A 21,390-nucleotide genomic window follows, 5' to 3' on the forward strand; every position below is an offset into this window, starting at 1 on the left:
TAGGGCGTGTTGATCTTTGCGGTATAAAAAACAAACAGCATGAGGATAAGGTATAATTGAATTCGCTAAAAAACGTTACACCGAACCCTCATGCCAAGATTAATGTTAACAGACGCGACATGGAATGTCTTATCAAAAGTAATGCACTTAAGTGGTCGAATTTATAATAAGCCTGAGCATAGAAAAACGCTCGAAGGCATACTCTATAAGATGCGTACCGGTATTCCTTGGCGAGATTTACCGTCTTATTTCGGCTCGTGGAGTGCTATCTATAGACGATTTAATTTATGGTCCAAAAAAGATATTTTGAATGAATTATTTCGTGTGTTATCCCACTATGCTGATATGGATTGGATCTTTATTGATGGCAGTATTGTCAGGGCTCACCAGCATAGTTGCGGTGCAAGAACCGCTGGCAATGAATCAATCGGTAAGAGTCGAGGTGGCAATTCGACTAAAATTCATCTTGCAGTAGATAGCGGAGGATTGCCTGTTTATTATGAATTATCCTGTGGAAATACGCATGATATCGTCCATGCAGAGTCACTTGTAGACAATTGCCCAACGAGTAATGTGGTTGTCGCAGATAAAGGCTACGATAGTGAAAAACTAAGAGAGTTTATTCGTGATAATAGCGCTACACCCGTTATTCCACGCAAGGATAACAGTTTAGTGGGTAATGAAGATATTGACTGGTGCATGTACAAATATAGGCACTTAGTTGAGAATGCCTTTGGTCGGATCAAACAATATAGAGGGATAGCTACAAGGTATGAAAAGCTTGAACGGAATTATCATTCCATGCTCGCTTTAGCATTTACTATGATGTGGCTACCAATGTGGGCTGATTAATATATATACTACAAAGATCAACAGCCCCTAGTATTACCAATTTACAACTGGAGTTATTTCTATATAGGAACCGTCAACCGTTGACGGTTTACAAAAAACACGACTACAGCCTTTTAAAACCCTGTCATAAACGTATCTACAAAGCGTTTAAATTTATCGGTAATAATGGGCAGTACTTTTTTGCGTTGTAATAAGCTGGGTTTGGTTTCGAGCACATCAGCAAAGTCATCCCTTAGTGGCATTTCGTCACTTAGCTCATAGCGGGTTACTAACTTTTCTAGGCGTTCTTGGTTTAGCTTTTGCTCTTGGGCAAACTTCTCAAGTTCTAGGCGCTTTTCTTTTTCCCAATAAAGCTCAAACTCTTCATCAACGTCAGCACTGGCGGGAATACCCTGTAAGTGCTCGTCCATAAACTTATCTATTAGTGCTTTTTTACTTAATAAGGTTGGGTCTGTGGCTATTAAGTTTGCTATTACTTGACGTTTACGGGCTTTTTCGTCAGTACTTTCTTCACCGTGTAACTCACGTAATAACTGCAAAATATAGGTTACGTTTACTATATCGCTGTGAAGTAGCTCTAGTTCAAAATCAACGTCATCTAAAACCGATACTTTTTCTTTGCTTGAATTCTCACGTAGCTGCCTGCCAAGGTCGGCATACTTACTCGTATAATCCCGAAACTCTTGCTCGCCCATGGAGGTTGAATCCATATCAAAGTCAGCAAAGTTGCTTAACATGTTCTTTAAGCGCATAAGCTCGCGAAACTGCCTCACAAACAACGCCTGAGCCTCTTCGTCAGGTAAAGCATCAACTGAGTCAACAGTAGGCGTAATTGCCATTAGCGCTTCATAGGCGCTGTTAAAATCAGTAAGTAGCTCATTATATGAAGGTGTTTCTATGTATTCTTTAGGCTGCTTGTTCGAAAACAGCGTAAAAGCCGTGTCAGCAGCTTTTTTAAGGTTTCTGAAGCACACTACGTTACCATGCGATTTAGTCTCGCCCAATAAACGGTTAGTCCGCGAAAACGCTTGTACTAAGCCATGGTACTTAAGGTTTTTATCAACGTATAAAGTATTGAGTTTAGGAGCATCAAAGCCTGTTAAAAACATATTTACCACCAGCAATATATCAATCTCTTTGGCTTTAACGCGCTTAGATATATTTTTGTAGTAGTCTTCAAATAACTTACTATCTTTGGTGGAGTAGCTTGTGCCAAACATTGCGTTGTAGTCGTTAATAAATGAGTCTAACTTATCGCGGCTATGCAGCTTAACGGCTTGCCCTTCGTTTAAATATTTGGCTGATACTTCTTTAATTTGCGCATCATCATTACCTAATTCGTACTCTTCCTCTTCATTGGCCTCATAGCTAAATATGGTGGCAATTTTAAGGTTGTGTTTGTCTTGTGCTTTTTTACTCGCAAACAGCTCATAATACTGAATAAGCTCTGCAACACTTGATACGCAAAACATAGCGTTATATTCACGGCTATGCGTTTTACGGTTATGTTGGGCAATAATGTAATCGGTTATTTTATCTAAGCGCGCAGGAGAGGTTAAAAGCTCTTTGGTGTCGATGTCTTCAACTTCAATATCTAGGTTGTTGTTAGAGCCATCTTTGTATTGATAGCGCCCAACGTACTCAATAGCAAACTTAAGCACGTTAGAGTCGCGTATTGCATCCACAATTACATAAGGATGTAAGCATTCACCAAATAAATCTTTAGTGGTGCGTTTAACTGAGTTTTTAGCAACAGCATTGTCGGCAAATATAGGCGTACCCGTAAAACCAAACAACTGCGCGTTATTAAAAAATTCGGTAATATTTTTATGCGTATCACCAAATTGGCTGCGGTGGCACTCGTCAAATATAAACACAATGCGTTTATCCTGCAGGCTTTGCATTTCTTTTAAATAGCGCTGTTTAGTCACCACGTTATTAAGCTTTTGTAGTGTAGTTACCACCAGCTTAGTATTACGGCTTTGGTTGACCTTTCTACCCTTCATTGGCTTATCTAACAGCTGGTGGAACAACATACTGGTGTTGTCAGTGCTATCTACAGAACCTTTTACAAACGCATTAAACTCAAGCGCTGTTTGGTAATCTAGGTCTTTACGGTCTACCACAAATACTACTTTATCAACCTCACTCAGCGAGGTCATAATTTGCGCCGCCTTAAACGAGGTTAATGTTTTACCCGATCCTGTAGTATGCCAAATATAGCCATTATCGTTTGTAGTTTTAACTTGCTCTACAATCGCCTCTACTGCATAAAACTGGTACGGCCTAAGCACCATTAAGTACTTACCTGTTTCATTAAGCACTATGTACTTGGTGAGGATATGCGTTAAGTGCGAAGGCGTTAAAAATGCTTCGGCAAAGTCATGTAACTGGCTTATTTTATTATTTTCATTATCAGTCCAGTCAAAGGTTTGCTTAGCCGACATTTCACTGTTGTTAGAAAAATACTGGCTATTAACCCCATTCGACATAACAAACAATTGCACATAGTTAAACAAACCATGGTTGGCATGAAACGAATGCTTTTGATAACGCTTAATCTGGTTAAACGCTTCTTTTAGTTCAATACCACGACGCTTTAGCTCTATTTGTACCAGCGGCAAGCCATTAACCAATAGCGTTACATCGTATCGATTAGTGTATGTGCCCTTTACTGTAATTTGTTGCGCTACTTGAAAGCTGTTTAGCTGCGGCTCATCAAACAACAGCGTTAAGTGCCTGCTGTCGCCGTTATCAAGTGTTACATCAAGCTGGTCGCGCAGTGTTTTGGCTTTTGCAAATATATTACCTTTACCAAGCTTACCCAATATTTGCGTAAACTCAGTATCGCTTAACGTGCAGCTATTCACTTTTTCAAGCTGCTGCTTAAGATTCGCCTCAAGTGCAGTGTTGTCTTTTAAAACAACGCGCGTAAAGCCTTGCTCGCTAAGCTGTGCAATTAAGTTATCTTCTAATTGTTGTTCACTTTGATAATTCATTTATACCTACAATTCCTTTGCGCTAGCCTTGTGCAATACACTCACAGCTTTATTGCTAATCTTTATGTAACTTATAACCCTGTTCTGGGTGATTCGGTATTGTTGGATATGCCAAAAACAATACCTGCTCTTTAACCATTTTACTTAAGTAATTACGTCTTAGCGTGTCGGGCTTCATCCCTAGCAGCTGCGCTATATCACCCAACCTTAAACAGTGCGGCTGTGCTTCTTTACATAGGGCTATTATTGCTTGTTCTACCTCAGACTTCTGCTTTCTACTTGAGGCAGCTCGTACTTGCTCACCTATAACCCATAGTGAACTCCATAACTCATCAGCTGCAACAGTCTCAACTTTTGTATTGTCTTGGTCCGGAGTATTTAGAGCTAGGTCCGGACCTTCATTGCTTAACTCCGGACCTTCACTACCTAGGTCCGGACCTTCGCTATTTAACTCCGGACCTTCAAACAGTGAAAGCTGATCTAACTTCGGAGAAGCTACAAACGTAATACTCTTACCTGCATCATTATCAGGAGTAGGAATTTGTATCCCTTTTAAGTGATATATCTTACCTCTGTGCTGGCCTGCCGATTCTAAGTACCCTGCACTAACTAACTGACTTAACGCAAGTGTCACTTCTCTTGTATGCTCTGAGGTCAACGAGCAAATACGCTCGTGGTTAAACCATGACTCAGTAATGGCGGNNNTTTTTGTAGCCACTACCAAAGGTATCTGTCAGGCGTTTATCAAGCTCAGGCGACACAATATTAACCATACGCAACTCTAAAAAGGTTTGGTTAAGCTCGTCCTTTTCATACATATGTGGTGGCTGCCAGTTTTGCGCTTTACAGTTACTGTATATTTTAGGAATACCCGAACCTGCTTTTTCGCTTAAACCAATATTTAAAAACATTTGATGAATAGCAGGGTTGCGGCACTGGCTGTTACCACCCGCTTTAGCCTCATGTACAGGTACACGCATTAAGCCTGCATTTCTAAAGCCAATGAAGTCAGGGTGTTTTTCAATTAAAATATTACTTTCGGTATTAAATTCAGCATGTGCCAGTGTATTAACTAGTGCTTCACGAATGGCCTCATGCGCAGGAGTGGTATCTTGTCGTTGGCCGTCATCAGTTAAACTAAACCCTACTTTTAAATCTGCCGTAAGCTTACGATACACCTTACGATAAAAATCAAAAGCATTACCCGACCAAGAGCCATCAGTATAAATACGATCTATCCAGCGGTGTGTACTGTCGTCTTTTTCTTGATAATCGAGTGCAAAACTAGGCAGCGCATCTTGAATGGCATCCCACTTACCAAACATCACTAAGCCAGCAAGGGTTAAACCCGCTTTACCTGTTGCGCGGTCTTTTTGCCAGCCACGAATTGAGCGCAAAAACTCTTGGTCGCTCAATTCTAAAAAAGGGTGTTGTGGCTTGGCATCAACAAACATCTGCCTGTAAATACGCAGGCTTTCGGGGTCTATGTCATCAAGGGTAAAATGCTCTAAAATACGGTTGTCGCGCACTTCTTCTTGCTCTGCCAGCATTTTATTTACTGCCGGTGGCAAGCACTTTTGGTCGGCCTCGTAACGGCGCTGATAAGTCCCATTAAGCGGGTTTGCATTTATAAATACAGGTCGGCTTTCGCGCGGGGCGCGCGGTACAGTAATCGCAATAACCGACTTACCTTCAAGTGTTTCAATGCGCACGTCGCTTTCGCTGAGCAAATTAATACTCACTTTATTGGGATTGTTAACCGTATCCCAAATATTCTTAATTAGCGGCGCTGGGTTTGTTATACCCTCAACTGTAAACCTGCCTTTTTTTTCTTTAATGCCTAATAAAATTAAGCCACCACGGGTATTTGCAAACGCGCTATAGGTTTCCCACATATCGTTAGGCACTGCACCATGGCCGTCGCGGCCACCAGCAAGCTTGCACTCAACCTCTACGCTTTCTTGCAAAGTTTGAATATCAATAATGTTCGCCATTGGGTTGTCGTTAATTTTATTAGTCATTATTTCTCACACAAACATTTGCTGTAGTAAGGCTTTTTTAAATAGCTTAGTGTGTTCTCTTTGCTCATTAACAGCGTTTATTTTTTTATCGAGCGATTGTAAGAACTGCGCTATTTTTTTTTGTTCTTTTAAAGCTGGCATATTTAATTTAATATCTTTAATATCATCTTGAGAAATAGTAGTCATAGTGCTTTGCTTACCTCGAGAAACTAATGCTTTACGTGGAGCGTGACTTCTGAGGTAATATGCAAGAAAAAGAGGATCAACAAGCTTCTTGTTAGGGCTTATTTTCATTAAATGCCCATCAAAGGTTATATCTTCTTTCTCAGATAAATTAACATTACTAAAAGCAATTCCTATGGGAACGATTGAAGATCGAGTGAAGAATATGTCTCCGTATTTGACTTTGTTTTTTTCAAATAGTTTTGGCTCTAGATCCAAAAGAGTTAATTCAGAATATTCAATTGAATCACCTTTATACATATCTTTTACATTAATCAATCGGAAGCCTTTTCCTACCTTTTTAGGGTCATTAAAAACTCCATTGGAGATACCTGATTCAGAAAGCATAGCTAATTCATGTGTATTCCATTCAGGAAAAGCGTTTCCATCATCGTCTTTAAAGCGGATTTGTTGGCTAAAAATCTGTTGCATTACACCTTTTTTGTAGTCTTTTAATAGGCGGTACTTTTCAGTTAGCTGGCTGATTTTAGTATCTACAGAAGTAAGAAAGTCAGCAATTTTTTGTTGTTCTAAGTTCGACTTAGGAAAGTAAACTTTATATGCTCGTAAATAATCTGTAGTAACACGTTTCTGTCCTGCTGAACCTTGCATATTCCGTTCACCAACAAAACGAAACTTAGGTGTATTCAATAAATAATGTATAAATGATGGTGAGCTACCTTCTTTTGCTCTTAGAACATGGAATTCAGTGCTACCGAAACCGACACCATTAACAAGCCCTTGTAATAAAGCTCCTTTACCATTTTCAAAACAAGGTGTGATTTTAGCAAAAATCGCATCCCCATCTTGAAAACCTGTAAAGCCTTTGCAATAGCTCTTGTACGAAACAGTTTCAGAATAAGAAAGCTTCGCTTCTTCTGTTACTGCATTCATAGGTATAAATGAAATCTTACCATCAACTGGCTCAATAGGTTTAGGCGGGTTTATATAGCAGAAGTGAGATAGTTTATTTTCACTCCAGTCACTTTGAAAACATTGAAACCTAAATTTAGGTATTACTGCGCTCATTTCACTATCCCAAACGGCACTTCAATCCCTAACTCATCGCAAAAACCAGCAATCGTTTTATCTGTTTCAAGCATCGCTTTATCATTTGTGATCAGCTGTTTAGCAACTTCACTCAAATCAACAAGCTCTTCTTCCTCAAAGGTGTCTACATAACGAGGTATATTAAGGTTGTAGTCGTTTTCAGCTAAATCTGCCTGTGTTGCGGTAAAGGCGTATTTATCAATGAATTCGCGTTTGCTTACGGCATCTAAAATCCGTTGCAAGTCTTCCTCACTCATTACGTTGTTGTTAGTGCCTTTTTCAAAGTGATTACTGGCGTCTATAAACAACACGTTGTCGTCGGCTTTACGGTGTTTGTTTAGCACCAACACACAGGTAGGTATAGACGTGCCAAAAAATATATTAGCAGGTAAGCCGATTACCATATCAAGGTAGTTTTTTTCTTTAATTAGGTGTTTGCGTATATGCCCTTCGGCAGCACCACGAAATAACACGCCGTGCGGTAATACCACCGCCATTGTGCCGTTGTCGTCAAGCTGGTGGATCATGTGTTGTACAAAAGCAAAATCGGCTTTGCCCTTTGGTGCCAGCTTACCGTAGTCGGCAAAGCGCTCGTTATTCATGTGTAGCGGGTTAGCAGACCAATCAGCAGAAAAAGGCGGGTTAGCAACTACAGCACTAAAGCGTTGCTCAAAGTGTGCGGGCACTTCTAGCGTGTCGTCGTTTTGAATATCAAACTTGGTGTAATGCACGTCGTGCATAATCATGTTCATACGCGCTAGGTTATACGTACTTGGATTTTGTTCTTGGCCGTAAAATTTTAAATCAGGATTATTGGCCTCTTTAGCAACTCGTAACAACAATGAGCCAGAGCCACACGTAGGGTCGTAAACCGATTTAATATGCGGGTTATTTAAGGTGACTAATTTTGCCAGTAACTTTGACACCATTTGCGGCGTATAAAACTCGCCTGCTTTTTTACCCGCGCCGCTGGCAAACATACCAATAAGGTATTCGTAAGCGTCGCCAAGTATGTCTATTTCGCTGCTTTCTAGGTGAAAGTCGATGTTATCAAGGTGCTCTAATACTTTGGCTATTAACTTGTTACGCGAATCCGGTGTTTTGCCTAACTTGTTAGAGGTTAGGTCTAGCTCGTCAAACAAGCCGTTAAAATCGTCGGCGCTATCTGCGCCCATCGTGCTTTGTTCAATATGGTTAAGTACGTTGGTTACATCGTCTAAAATAAACATGTTGTTAGCGCCGCGCTCAGCAAGTACATGGAAAAGCTCTGCTGGCTTTAAAAAGTAGCCTAACTTATCAAGCGCCTCTTCTTTTACTGCCTCTAAATACTCTTGACCCTCTGCTGTTGTTTCGTCAATTTTAGCAAATGCAATGCCATCTTCACTTAGTAACTGAACGGCATAAGTGTTGAGCTTATCAGACAGATATTTATAAAAAATAAGCCCAAGTATGTAATCGCGAAAGTCATCAGCAGACATGTTGCCACGTAAACTGTTTGCTATGTTCCAAAGTTGCTTTTTTAATTCTTGTTGGTGTTGTTGAACCATTGTTGTGTGTTCTCTTAATTGGTTGTGTAGAAATTTCTACTAGCACGCCGAGCATACTTATTAATCTTCAATAAAGTAGTCGCTATCAAGCGCTTTTACTTCAAATACTTGTTTAGTGCTAACGCCTAAATTATGAGTAAGCATTAGCTCTGTAAGTTGTTTACCATCTACAAGCACTATGCGCTTTTCAATTAAGCCTACATATTCCAGTGCATCTTTACTAAAGCCGCTGGTGGTAATGAATACACCCTTTTTAGCGCGGTGCATATCAAGTGCACCCGCAAAGGCTTGTATGTCTGGTCTACCCACTGTTTTATTGGTGTAGCGCTTAGCCTGTAAATATATCATTTCGAGGCCGAGTTTATCTTCTTTTATTACGCCATCAATGCCACCTTCTTGAGTATATTGCGTAGCTTGCCCTGCATCTTTGCGTGAGCCGCCGTAGCCCATAGCTAGCATTAAATCGACTACAAGGTTTTCAAAAAATGCAGGTGAGGCCGAAAGCACTGCCTGTAGTATTTCGTCACTTAAGTTAGTGTTGAGTGTTTCTACTGCGGCTTCTATAAGCTCTTCTGGTGTTTTGTGTGAGTTGCTATTTACTAAGCTGGTGGTGTTTTCATCTAGTGAGTCGCTAGTGTCCTTAGCGCGGGTTTTAAAATCTAAAAACTCAGAGTATTGGCTTAAATACTGGTTATTGATTAGTTCGCCAGCTTGTATGGCAGCTAACCCTTTGTCCGTAATTTTGCAAAAGGCTCTTTTAGGCTGTTCAATTAAACCTGCTTGTACTAAGTATGTTTTAGCCCACCCCAAACGATGGTAAGCATAAGTTTGCTTTCCACTAGGAATACGCTGTTTAAGCTGCTCTGCCGATAAGTCCAGACTTTGATAAACGTTTGCCTCAATCTCTTTGAGCTTTACGGTTTTGCCATTAGCTAAACATTGCAGTAATGGGGTCATAAATGATTGGTAGTCTGGTAACGACATACTATTCCCTGCCAAGCCATATTAGTAATAACTATACAGCTAATCCATTGTTCTTATTAGTTGAGATAATATACAAATTAAGATTATGGGGCAAAGGTTATGTAATGAACATATGTCTCATATCGACACACTTTATGTTGAGTAGTGAAGAGAACTAACTTATATTATTCACAAGAGCACTAACTCATAACATTAGATGCTGATTGTAAGTTTTACTACGTAGATCGGTTTCTCTTAATTTATACTCATACAAATATTTAAGTAAAAGATTAAATCACAAACCAAGTGGTTACCATAGTGGTTACCAAAAGCATTAACCAGACAACAAAAGCGGACCAAGCAACTGATAAATAAAAGGTTAAATTAGCCATTCAATATTCAAATTCAAATTCAAAACATTGAATAACACATAACGCTGTTGTAGCTCACTTGAGCATAATTAGTGAAATAAAGTACAATGTAGTTATTGAAGGCTTGAGTTATTTGTAACTCAAGCCTGTTTATTTTTAGGTAGAGATAAATATGGCACAAACTCGCGGAAATCTATTTATTTTGTCAGCGCCATCAGGCGCAGGTAAATCAAGCTTAATTAATGCGTTATTAAAAAAACATGCAGATATAAAAGTATCAGTATCGCATACCACTCGCTCTCCTCGCCCTGGTGAGAATCATGGCGTGCACTATCATTTTTCGTCAACTGATGAATTTAAGACGCTTATTTCTCAAGATGATTTTTTTGAATGGGCTCAAGTATTTGATAATTACTATGGCACATCAAAGCAAGCGATTGAGTCACAACTTAATGCTGGTATAGATGTTTTTTTAGATATTGATTGGCAAGGTGCGCAACAAGTACGTAAAATTATGCCAAGCGTTCAAACTATTTTTATTCTGCCTCCCTCTAAAGCAGAACTTGAACAACGATTAAATAACCGAGGTCAGGACTCTGCTGAAGTTATTGCTTCTCGTATGGCAAAAGCACAATCAGAAACATCACATTACAATGAATATGACTTTGTTATTGTGAATGATGATTTTGATACAGCACTTGCAGACATAGAAACGATTGTTATGGCACAGCGTTTAACATTAAAAGCGCAAACTCTTCGCCATCAAGATTTACTAAATAGCCTCCTTAAATAGTTTAGACTTATTTAAATTAGCTTTAGGCTTGTAAAACTAATAAAAATTGACCACTAGCTATTGGCGAAACTTGCTGCTTGCAGTAAACTACGTCTTTGCTTTTAAATTATTTTGGAGTGCTGAGATGGCCCGCGTAACAGTTGAAGATGCAGTAGATGCAGTTGGTAATCGTTTTGACTTAATTTTAGTTGCGGCTCGTCGTGCCCGCCAACTTGCTGTTGGTGGTAAAACTCCACTAGTAGACCCTGAAAACGATAAACCAACAGTAGTTGCTTTACGTGAAATTGAATTAGGTTTAGTTGATAGTTCATCAATGGACTTAATTGACCGTGAAGAACAACAACATCAAGAAGCGGCTGAATTAGCTGCTGTTGCTGCCATCGTTGGCGGTAATCAATAATCAACCTCCCGGTTTGATTTTAGCCAACGACACAGTATTTCTACTATAGTCGTTGGCAATATCCTCTATTCATCGTATATTCGTAACTTACCTAATTTACTTCACTAGAACATTGGAGTGTAAATGTATCTTTTTGAAGGTCTTAAAAAGAAAATTTCAGAATACTTGCCTGCTGCTGAAGTAGAGTTAGTACAAAAATCTTACGTGGTAGCCCGAGAGGCTCACGAGGGTCAAACGCGCTCAAGTGGCGAACCTTACATTACCCATCCTGTTGAAGTAACCCAAATTCTTGCTGGTATGCATCTCGATCATGAAACACTCATGGCTGCATTAATGCATGACGTAATTGAAGATACTGACTTTAGCCAACAAGATTTAGCAGAAATTTTTGGGGAAACGGTTGCAGAACTAGTTGAGGGTGTAAGTAAACTCGATAAGCTTAGCTTTAAAGATAAAAAAGAATTCCAAGCTGAAAACTATCGAAAAATGATTATGGCAATGACCCAAGATATTAGGGTTATTTTAATTAAACTCGCTGACCGAACTCATAATATGCGTACATTGGGAGCATTACGTCCCGATAAACGCCGTCGTATTGCTCGAGAAACATTAGAAATATACGCGCCAATTGCAAACCGTTTGGGTATTCACGATATTAAAAATGAGCTTGAAGACTTGGGTTTTCAAGCTTTATACCCTATGCGTCATCGTGCACTTAAATCAGAAGTGGCTAAAGCTCGTGGTAATCGTAAAGAAGTTATTTCTAATATTCAAAATGAAATAGAAGCTCGTCTTAAAGAATCAGGTATAAATGCAACTGTATCTGGTCGTGAAAAACATATTTATAGCATTTATAAAAAAATGCTAAATAAAGAGCTGTTATTTAACGAAGTAATGGACATTTATGCTTTTAGAATAGCCGTTGAATCTATGGATACTTGCTATCGCGTACTTGGCGTTGCACATAGCCTTTATAAACCAATTGAAACACGTTTTAAAGACTATATAGCAGTACCAAAAACAAATGGTTACCAGTCACTTCATACTTCTTTAGTTGGCCCACACGGTATACCTGTTGAAATTCAAATTCGTACTCACGATATGGATCATATGGCAGATAAAGGTGTCGCAGCGCATTGGATGTATAAAAAATCAGGTGACGGTGCAGGTAATACATCTCAGCAACGCGCTCGACAATGGATGCAAAGTTTACTAGAACTACAGCAAAGTGCTGGTTCGTCTTTTGAGTTTATTGAGAACGTAAAAACCGAATTATTCCCAGAAGAAATTTACGTATTTACGCCAGATGGTCGTATTGTAGAATTACCAATGGGTGCTACTGCTGTCGATTTTGCTTACGCTGTACATACTGATGTAGGTAACACCTGTGTTGGAGCAAGAGTAAACCGCAAACCTTATCCTTTAAGTAAAGCACTTGATACCGGTCAAACAATAGAAGTAATAACTAGCTCAGGGGCCCACCCTAATGCTACTTGGCTTAACTTTATTGTGACAGGCAAAGCACGATTAGGGATTCGTAACTACCTTAAAAGCCAGCATCACGAAGAAGCAATGTTATTAGGCAGACGCTTACTGGATTCAGCACTTGGCGAAAATAAATTTGATAATATACCTGATGAAAATATAGTAAGAGTACTCGAAGAACATGAGCTTTCTACATTACTTGAGTTATTAGTTGAAATTGGTTCTGGTAATTTAATGAGTATGCTAATTGCTAAGCGTTTGCTGCAAAACGATAGTGACGACTTAACCGATATGACAAACCAAGCCAAAGCGACCATTATTGGAACCGAAGGCATGTTAGTTAATTACTCTAAATGTTGTCGCCCAGTACCTGGGGATGCAATAACCGCACATATAAGCCAAGGCAAAGGATTAACTGTTCACAGGCAAGAATGTAAAAACATTCGAGGTTGGGAAAATGAGCGTTCTAAATACTTAGTTGTAAAATGGGACGATAACCCAGAGAAAGAATATATTGCAGCTCTTAGAGTTGAAATAATTAATCATCAAGGTGCTCTAGCCAAATTAACTAATGTTGTTGCTACAACCCAAGCCAACATTGTGGAAATAGCTACCGATGAAAAAGAAAGTAATTTATACGTGATAGATCTAGGAGTCACCGTTAAAAACCGTGTCCATGTTGCTAACATTATGCGTAAAATTCGTGTTATGCCTGATGTGCAAAAAGTCTATCGTAAAAAATAAAATAGGAAAAACATGAATAAAGCATTTATCTCTACCGACAAAGCACCTGCAGCTATTGGCACATACAGCCAAGCAGTTAAAGTAGGTACTGCTGTTTATTTATCAGGTCAAATTCCATTAGTTCCTGAAACAATGGAAGTTATTTCAGAAGACTTTGGCGAACAAACACACCAAGTATTTAAAAATATAGCTGCAGTGTGTGAAGAAGCTGGCGGTCAAATACATGACCTAGTCAAAGTTAATATTTATCTTACTGATTTATCTAACTTTGCTGTTGTTAACGAAGTAATGAGCCAGTACTTTAAGCAACCATATCCAGCACGCGCTGCGATTGGTGTTCGTGCATTACCTAAAGGCGTGCAAGTTGAGATTGATGGCATTATGGAATTACCTTCAACTAACTAATGTGTTTATGAGCTATAGACCTGCGCTATAGCTCATACTTCCCCTACTTTATATATCATTTTGTTTTTCTTGATTTCTTGACTCAAAAGTAAATTTCTAGCACTCTATAATTGTGCTGTTAATAAAAATTTAACTTAAGTAGTAGAAAAGGATTAACTAGTGTTTAAGCTTGCCAATAATGGAAATGTTTTACTTGATGTAAGTAAACACGCCCCTCCAAGTGCTGCATTTGTGCTTGAAGCTCTCGAAAAGTCGACCTTCTGTAATTGCAAAATAGATCATAATGCTATTAATGACTTTTTTAAAAGTGGAAGTAGTAAGTCTGTTTTAGTTGTTGCCAATAAGCATAACGCTACATTAAGCGTAACTATTAGCGACGACAAAATGCTTGCTACTGGTGAGCTTACCGTTGCACAAGGTGGTAAAATACTGAACTTAGAAGATGCTAAAAAACAGCTAGTCAAAGCAGGAATAGTCCGTGGCTATAAGCAAGCATTTTTAGAACAAATCCTCGATAAACAACTCGAAGCCGCTGCAGGTAGTGTAGTAAAAGGTGTTATTGCTAAAGGCCGTTTACCGAGTGATGGTTTAGCCACTAAGCTCATAGCAACAGTAAAAACGCTTAAAGACCGTCTAAAGGCTCCTCAATTAAAAGAAGATGGTAGTGTTGATATGCGAGATTTTGGCAAGCTCGCAAGTGTAGAGCCTGGTGCTGTGCTCATACGTCAACAGCCAGCAACCCCAGGAAAAGAAGGTTTTACTGTTGTAGGAGACATATTACCAGCCAAGCCAGGTGATAATAAACAACTCGTTGCGGGTGAAGGCACTGAAATATCTAAACTCAATCCAATGGAGCTAGTGTCTACTATTTCTGGAGTACCGGTTGAGATAAATAATGGTATGCGAGTAGATGACATTTTTACAATATCGGATGTGAGCGTAAAAAGTGGTCATATAGATTTTGAAGGTAGCGTTATTGTTACTCGTAATATAGACCCAGGGATGAAAGTAACTGCTAAAGGCGATATTACTATTTTTGGCACTGTAGAATCTGGTGAACTTACTGCTGGCGGCAATATAACGGTAAAACAAGGTATTATTGGCCATCAAAAAGATGATAAGTCACTCTCTTGTAAATTAATATGTGCTGGTGATGTCCACATCTCCCATTCACAATATTGCTATATAGAAGCGTGTAATATATTTATTGAACGCCAAACAAGCCACTGCATAATGAAAGCAAAGCGGTTACTACAAGTTGGACAAACAGATTTACCTAAAGGTAAAATATTTGGTGGTGAAATACTAGATGCAACGACGCTTATTGCAGGCGAAATTGGTAATGAGTCTGGTGCTAAAATGGTAATAAACTTAGCAGCCTCCGGTGCTGAAATAACAGCAGATACAGATAACTGCTTTAAAGATTTAGCAAAAACAGATCAGCAACTAGATACTCTTCAAATAGCTCTAGAAAAAGCAGATCAAGTAAAAGACACTGAAAAGAAAAGTTTGCTAATCACAAAAATTGGTGCGACCCAGTTACACTACTGCCAACAAGCAGAACAATTAGAGAAACGCCTTTCAAATCTAGATCACGATCTGCACGACTTACTTAGTGATACTAATCTAGCCGTGAATACAGTTTTGCACTCTGGAGTCGAAATTCATATTTTTGACAAAGCTCTTAAAACAACCCGTAATTACCCTCCATGTAACGTAAAGCTTATAAACAATAAAATCGAGGTAGAATTTAAAACTCACTAATTAATAGAGTGCTTCACAGAGCACTCTATTAAGGCTTAATAAAATCTACAATAAACCACTCACGGTGTCGTAAGTCTGACTTGACCATACACCTACTTGTACCTGCCCAATATGTTGCTTTTGAAGCAGTAACATAGCTAATCGTGACTGACCTATACCGCCGCCAATTGTTTGTGGGAATTTACTTTGTAATAAAGCTTTATGCCAATCAAACTCTAATCGATCTTCATCGCCTGTAATACTTAATTGTGCTTTTAAAACATCAGGGTTTACACGTATACCCATCGAAGATATTTCAAAGGCATCTTCGAGCACTGGGTTCCACACTAAAATATCGCCATTTAATCCCATATATTGATCGCACGTAGGTGTAGACCAATCATCATAATCTGGCGCTCTTACATCATGGATTTTGCCGTCACCTAACACACCACCAATCCCTATTAAAAATACAGCGCCATACTCTTGTGCTATTGCCTTTTCACGTTGCTTAGCATTAAAGTCAGGATACATTTTGCGTAACTCTTCACTGTGTACAAATTTAATATCAGCAGGTAAAAATGAAGTTAAACCATAAGATTCACTTACGAAGGCTTCTGTTTCTTTAATTCCTTTATAAATAGATTGAACGGTTTGCTTTAATGTAGTCAGCGAACGCTCAGTACTTTCGCTAATTACTTTTTCCCAATCCCACTGATCAACATAAACAGAATGAATAGGGCTTAATGTATCTTCATCAGGACGTAGCGCTTTCATTTGAGTATAGATACCTTCACCAGCCGAAAAGCCATAAGTTGCTAGTGTTTTACGTTTCCATTTAGCCAGTGAGTGCACTACTTCATATTGACTATCTGCTATAGCTTTTACCTTTACAGCAACTGCATTTTCATGGCCGCTTAAGTTATCTTGCGTGCCGTCGCCCACTTTAGCCAAAATTGGGGCTTGAACCTCAATGAGTCCAAGCTGGGTTTCTAGTTGCTGTGAAAAAAATTGCTTAACTTTACTTATTTGCTGCTGTTGCTGCACATAGTGTGAACTCATAATAATTGGCCTCATTCCCAGTTATTGTTACTTGCTTAATTGATAAAAGACACTCAACAAGGCATCTTAATGAGGTTAATGTAACGATTTACAGTATTAATTCAATATCCCACAACAAAAATAGCTTTAACATACAAAAACAATCAATTTAATGGTATAAAAACCCTACATTCAATAATTTTACAAACGAAAAATAATGGAAAATTATCAAATCGATAATCTCGATAAACAGATATTGCATGCATTAATGGCAAATGCACGTACACCTTATGCAGAACTCGCGAAAAGATTCAGCGTAAGCGCAGGTACAATTCATGTTCGTATAGAAAAAATGAAACAGGCAGGGATCATAACCGGCACACAACTCACTATTAGCACAAAGCAATTAGGTTATGATGTATGTTGTTTTATAGGTATTAACTTAAATAACGCACGCGACTATCCACAAACATTAATAAAACTAGAAGCACTTGAAGAAGTTGTAGAAGCTTATTACACAACTGGCAACTACAGTATTTTTATTAAAGTAATGGCAAAGTCAATTGACCACCTACAAGATGTTCTCATTAATAAAATACAGGCAATTGAAGCTATTCAATCAACAGAAACGCTTATATCACTACAAAATCCAATTAGCCGTACGGTAATGCCTTAATAGTAAAAATCTCGTATAATTACCTAAAAAAGAGGATCACCATGCAGCAAACTCGCTATCAAAGAATCGAAGACGTACTTTCACGTCGTCAAACAGACCTAACAGTATGCTTAGAAGACGTGCATAAACACCATAACTTATCTGCAATCGTTCGAAGTGCAGATGCCGTTGGCTGCCACCACGTACATGCTGTATGGCCAGAAAAACAAAAATGGCTAACTAATAATACTTCAGGTGGCAGTAAAAACTGGCTAGAGACTCATCTACATAGAAATATAGATGACGCGGTTATGGCAATGCGTGAGCGCAATCCCGAGATACAAATCCTAGCGACTCACCTTTCAGAAGATGCGGTTGATTTTAGAGAAGTAGATTACACCAAACCTACTGCAATTATTGTTGGACAAGAAAAAACGGGGATATCAGAAAAAGCCTTAGAATATGCCGATCAAAATATTATTATTCCTATGCAAGGTATGGTGCAATCACTGAATGTTTCGGTGGCTGCTGCACTAATATTATTTGAAGCACAACGTCAACGTGAACTTGCTGGTTTATATAATAGGGATATGCTTAGTGCAGAAGTTAAGCACCCACTTTATTTTGAAGGTTGCCACCCTATTATTGCAAGGCAGTGTAAACAAAAAAAATTACCTTATCCTGCACTTGATGAAAACGGCGAAATTGTTGCTGATGAACAATTTTGGCAAGCTTTAAAACACACTTGATGCACTTACACTCTGTAAGTACACTTAATCCACTAAATAATTAAAAATTGAGTCTATTTTGTCTAAACCTAGCTTAAGCCAATACCCTATAACAGAACTTAAAGGGGTCGGTCCAAAAATGGCCGAACGTCTATTAAAGCTAGGTATTATTACTGTACAAGATATGCTCTTTCATTTACCACTTCGATACGAAGATCGCACTCGCTTATATGCAATAAACGAGTTAGCCATTCATAGTCACGTTAGCGTAGAGGCTACAGTTGAAACAAGCCAAATCACTTTTGGTAAAAAGCGAATGCTTGTATGCCAAATAAACGATGGAACAGGTAGGCTTACGCTTAGATTTTTTAATTTTACCGCAGCACAAAAAAATGCGCTCAGTGCAGGCAAAATTATACGCTGTTTCGGCGAGGTTCGTCGCGGACGCGTTGGTCTTGAAATGAGCCATCCTGAATATAGCATCAGCGATACTATTAACGAACAACCTATCGCCACAACATTAACGCCTGTTTATTCAACAACTGAAGGCTTAAAACAACTATCGATTAGAGCTTTAAGCGAACAGGCAATTGATTTACTAAACAAATATTCAGTAGAAGAATTACTTCCTACGAAATGGCAGCCATCAAACATGGCGTTAAGCGATGCGTTATTATTACTTCATCGTCCACCAAATAATATTGATGTAACAGCACTAGAGCAAGGAACTCACACTGCTCAGCAACGCTTAGTATTTGAAGAGTTGCTTGCACAAAACCTCAGTTTATTAAAAGTGCGAGAACAAGGGCAGCAAGTCAAAGCGGTAGCTCTAAATCCAATAAACATATTAGAAAGCCAATTTTTAGAGCAACTCCCTTTTGCACCAACAAACGCACAAAGTCGCGTAGTAGCAGAAATTAAAGGTGATATGCAACATGCTTATCCAATGATGCGTTTAGTACAAGGTGATGTTGGCTCAGGCAAAACACTTGTCGCTGCACTTAGCGCATTAACAGCCATTGCTCAAGGCTTTCAAGTTGCCTTGATGGCACCGACTGAAATATTATCAGAGCAACATGGAGTTAATTTTACAACGTGGTTTAATCAATTAGGTATCACAGTTGCTTGGCTTGGCGGTAAGACAAAAGGTAAAGAACGCGTAGCAACGCTTGAAAAAATAGCCTCTGGGGAGGCCCAAATGATTGTAGGTACTCACGCTTTATTTCAAGATGAAGTAAAGTTTAATAACTTGGTACTTATAATTATTGATGAGCAACATCGCTTTGGTGTTCACCAACGCCTATCACTACGCGAAAAAGGTAAATTTGAGGATTGTTACCCTCACCAATTGGTTATGACAGCAACACCTATACCGCGCACACTCGCAATGACAGCTTATGCTGACTTAGAAACCTCTGTAATAGATGAATTACCACCAGGTCGTACACCAATAACAACTGTTGCACTTCCTGATACACGCAGAGACGACATTATAGCTCGCGTTAAATTAGCGTGCCACGAACAAGGTCGTCAAGTTTATTGGGTGTGTACACTTATTGATGAATCTGAAGTACTTCAATGCCAGGCAGCTGAAGACAGCGCGCTGCAATTAAAAGAAGCATTACCCGAGCTCAACGTAGGCTTGGTTCATGGACGAATGAAGTCAGCTGAAAAACAAGCAATAATGAGTGAGTTCAAAGCCGGAAATATACATGTATTAGTAGCGACAACTGTTATCGAGGTTGGTGTGGATGTTCCTAATGCGAGTTTAATTATTATAGAAAACCCTGAGCGCCTAGGTTTAGCACAATTACACCAGCTACGCGGTCGAGTCGGTCGTGGCGCTATAGCATCCCATTGCGTACTTTTATACCACGCCCCATTATCTCATACAGCTCAAAAACGGCTAGGAGTACTAAGAGATAGTAACGATGGCTTTGTTATAGCTGAGCGTGATTTAGAAATACGCGGACCAGGCGAAGTTCTTGGTACAAAACAAACTGGTTTAGCGGAATTTAAAATTGCGGATTTAACACGCGACAAACAAACACTTAATCAAGTAAGACCTATCGCGCAGCAAATGTTAAAGCAATACCCTCAACATGTAGATCCCTTAATTCATAGATGGCTAGGGGATAAGTCAAACTACGCACAAGCATAATTTCAACGGACTATTTGCTGTCTATAATAGCCCTGCGATTTTAATAATTCGCATTTCACTTATAACTACGCAAGATTATTTTTACATATCTATTATCTATCTTTTTATTACCATCAAAGATAGATACCACCACAGTTAAACCTCTATCTATAAAACTAATGAGCTCAAATAGGCTTGGCAGACAATATGAAGATAGAATTATGTATGACTTTCTATAAAAGCATGTCGAAATTGCTATGTAATATCAGCTCACTTAAACATCTGATCTAATAGATACCACATAAAATAACGTATCAATTAATTGTGAATTTACAGCTATTACAGTAAATATTAAGCCTCTCCGAAAAATACACGTAAACGAATGTGATTGCTTTCATATCATTATTTTATGAAGATAATAGCATAAGCAATATTACCCGAAGTGGTGCTAACAAATGGATCTCTAATTACCTAGAATTACGGTTATTAGGCTTAGAGGATAAATCAATTCACAGGCGCTCCTCTTAATTACAGTAAGCACAGCGCTAAAAACTGACCGAACTTGTAAGGCAGTCGCCTTATGTACGATACGACTTTGCAATTCAAAAATATAATCTTAATAAACTGCACCTTATTCACAAGAATAAAACCCAATAAAGTAAGTGTGAGAAGGAGATGTAACAACATTGTTTATTAAATAGGGAATGTAATGGCTATGAATAGGAGTGCATGACGTGAGCTATACGTTATTCACCCAAACTTCATTTTTCTGCAGACGTAAAAAAGCCCGAACCGTTAAATTCGGGGTCTCTACAATGTAAACTCGGTGCGCGCAGTAGAATGCTTTAGTGCCCAAAGCGGTGGAGAGCCACAGTGTAAATACACCACTATCATTCTCTCAAGCTGCTTATTATCGTGCTATTGCTGAGACTGGTGAGCTAAGTGGACTTATTGAAAGTGGTTCATGAACTGTAATCGAATGAAATAAGGGATATTAATGAGAGTGTAAGGTGTGATTTGTGCGTTATCCCCCCACATTTCACTTTTCTGCAGACGTAAAAAAGCCCGAACCGTTAGATTGGGGGTCTCTACAATGTGAAGTCGGTGCGCGCAGTAGAATACTTTAGTGCCCACAGCGATGGAGAGTTACAATATAAATATAGCACTATCATTCTCTCAAGCTGCTTATTATCGCGCTATTGCTGAGACTGGTGAGCTAAGTGGGCTTCTT

Annotated in this window: 15 protein-coding genes; 9 read left to right on the top strand and 6 right to left on the bottom strand. The window is 38.9% G+C overall.

The window, feature by feature from the left end; all coding sequences use genetic code 11:
• The first annotated feature begins 90 nt into the window (after positions 1 to 90).
• The gene (locus L647_RS0115085; protein ID WP_024611512.1) at positions 91 to 852 is read left to right on the top strand and encodes an IS5 family transposase; all 762 of its coding nucleotides are present in this window, start codon (positions 91 to 93) and stop codon (positions 850 to 852) included.
• A 113-nt stretch (positions 853 to 965) separates the two neighbouring features.
• Here the strand turns inward: L647_RS0115085 and L647_RS0115090 are convergent, their stop codons facing one another.
• The 5 genes from L647_RS0115090 to L647_RS0115110 form a co-directional block, all read right to left on the bottom strand.
• A complete protein-coding gene (locus L647_RS0115090) occupies positions 966 to 3,851 on the bottom strand; it encodes a type I restriction endonuclease subunit R (RefSeq protein ID WP_024611806.1) in 2,886 nt (961 codons plus the stop codon).
• Between the two features lie 689 nt (positions 3,852 to 4,540).
• Positions 4,541 to 5,872 (bottom strand): RNA-binding domain-containing protein, encoded by a 1,332-nt coding sequence (locus tag L647_RS01000000124350; protein ID WP_253948892.1) that lies wholly within the window; start codon positions 5,870 to 5,872, stop codon positions 4,541 to 4,543.
• A 6-nt stretch (positions 5,873 to 5,878) separates the two neighbouring features.
• Positions 5,879 to 7,123: a restriction endonuclease subunit S gene (locus tag L647_RS1000000125015; RefSeq protein WP_024611807.1), complete on the bottom strand. Its 1,245-nt coding sequence runs from the start codon at positions 7,121 to 7,123 to the stop codon at positions 5,879 to 5,881.
• On the bottom strand, positions 7,120 to 8,691 hold the full coding sequence (locus L647_RS0115105) for a type I restriction-modification system subunit M (RefSeq protein WP_024611808.1): 1,572 nt from the start codon (positions 8,689 to 8,691) through the stop codon (positions 7,120 to 7,122). The genes L647_RS1000000125015 and L647_RS0115105 overlap by 4 nt, the downstream gene beginning before the upstream one ends.
• A gap of 60 nt (positions 8,692 to 8,751) precedes the next feature.
• Positions 8,752 to 9,675 carry a restriction endonuclease gene (locus tag L647_RS0115110; protein ID WP_024611809.1) on the bottom strand — a complete coding sequence of 308 codons (924 nt, stop codon included), beginning with the start codon at positions 9,673 to 9,675 and terminating at the stop codon, positions 8,752 to 8,754.
• Positions 9,676 to 10,197: 522 nt separating this feature from the next.
• On the opposite strand from L647_RS0115110, the gene gmk reads away from it, so the two are divergent.
• The 5 genes from gmk to L647_RS0115135 all read left to right on the top strand — a co-directional run bounded on the left by gmk (position 10,198) and on the right by L647_RS0115135 (position 15,616).
• On the top strand, positions 10,198 to 10,818 hold the full coding sequence (gene gmk, locus L647_RS0115115; protein WP_024611810.1) for a guanylate kinase: 621 nt from the start codon (positions 10,198 to 10,200) through the stop codon (positions 10,816 to 10,818).
• A 124-nt stretch (positions 10,819 to 10,942) separates the two neighbouring features.
• A complete protein-coding gene (gene rpoZ / locus L647_RS0115120) occupies positions 10,943 to 11,218 on the top strand; it encodes a DNA-directed RNA polymerase subunit omega (RefSeq protein ID WP_024611811.1) in 276 nt (91 codons plus the stop codon).
• Between the two features lie 123 nt (positions 11,219 to 11,341).
• Positions 11,342 to 13,447, top strand: a complete 2,106-nt coding sequence (gene spoT, locus L647_RS0115125; protein ID WP_024611812.1) for a bifunctional GTP diphosphokinase/guanosine-3',5'-bis pyrophosphate 3'-pyrophosphohydrolase — start codon at positions 11,342 to 11,344, stop codon at positions 13,445 to 13,447.
• 12 nt (positions 13,448 to 13,459) lie between these two features.
• A complete protein-coding gene (locus L647_RS0115130; protein ID WP_024611813.1) occupies positions 13,460 to 13,852 on the top strand; it encodes a RidA family protein in 393 nt (130 codons plus the stop codon).
• Between the two features lie 159 nt (positions 13,853 to 14,011).
• Positions 14,012 to 15,616: a FapA family protein gene (locus tag L647_RS0115135; RefSeq protein WP_024611814.1), complete on the top strand. Its 1,605-nt coding sequence runs from the start codon at positions 14,012 to 14,014 to the stop codon at positions 15,614 to 15,616.
• 45 nt (positions 15,617 to 15,661) lie between these two features.
• On the opposite strand, the gene asnA is transcribed toward L647_RS0115135, so the two are convergent.
• Positions 15,662 to 16,657: an aspartate--ammonia ligase gene (gene asnA, locus L647_RS0115140; protein ID WP_024611815.1), complete on the bottom strand. Its 996-nt coding sequence runs from the start codon at positions 16,655 to 16,657 to the stop codon at positions 15,662 to 15,664.
• 196 nt (positions 16,658 to 16,853) lie between these two features.
• Here asnA and asnC point away from each other — a divergent pair, with 196 nt between their 5' ends.
• Genes asnC through recG form a run of 3 tightly spaced genes read left to right on the top strand, consistent with a single transcriptional unit; the run spans position 16,854 to position 20,180 of the window.
• Positions 16,854 to 17,312, top strand: a complete 459-nt coding sequence (asnC, locus tag L647_RS0115145; RefSeq protein WP_024611816.1) for a transcriptional regulator AsnC — start codon at positions 16,854 to 16,856, stop codon at positions 17,310 to 17,312.
• Between the two features lie 41 nt (positions 17,313 to 17,353).
• A complete protein-coding gene (trmH, locus tag L647_RS0115150; protein WP_024611817.1) occupies positions 17,354 to 18,040 on the top strand; it encodes a tRNA (guanosine(18)-2'-O)-methyltransferase TrmH in 687 nt (228 codons plus the stop codon).
• Between the two features lie 58 nt (positions 18,041 to 18,098).
• A complete protein-coding gene (recG, locus tag L647_RS0115155; protein ID WP_024611818.1) occupies positions 18,099 to 20,180 on the top strand; it encodes an ATP-dependent DNA helicase RecG in 2,082 nt (693 codons plus the stop codon).
• The last annotated feature ends 1,210 nt before the right edge of the window (positions 20,181 to 21,390 follow it).

This window comes from Pseudoalteromonas sp. TB64 (assembly GCF_000498095.1).
Classification (GTDB): domain Bacteria; phylum Pseudomonadota; class Gammaproteobacteria; order Enterobacterales; family Alteromonadaceae; genus Pseudoalteromonas.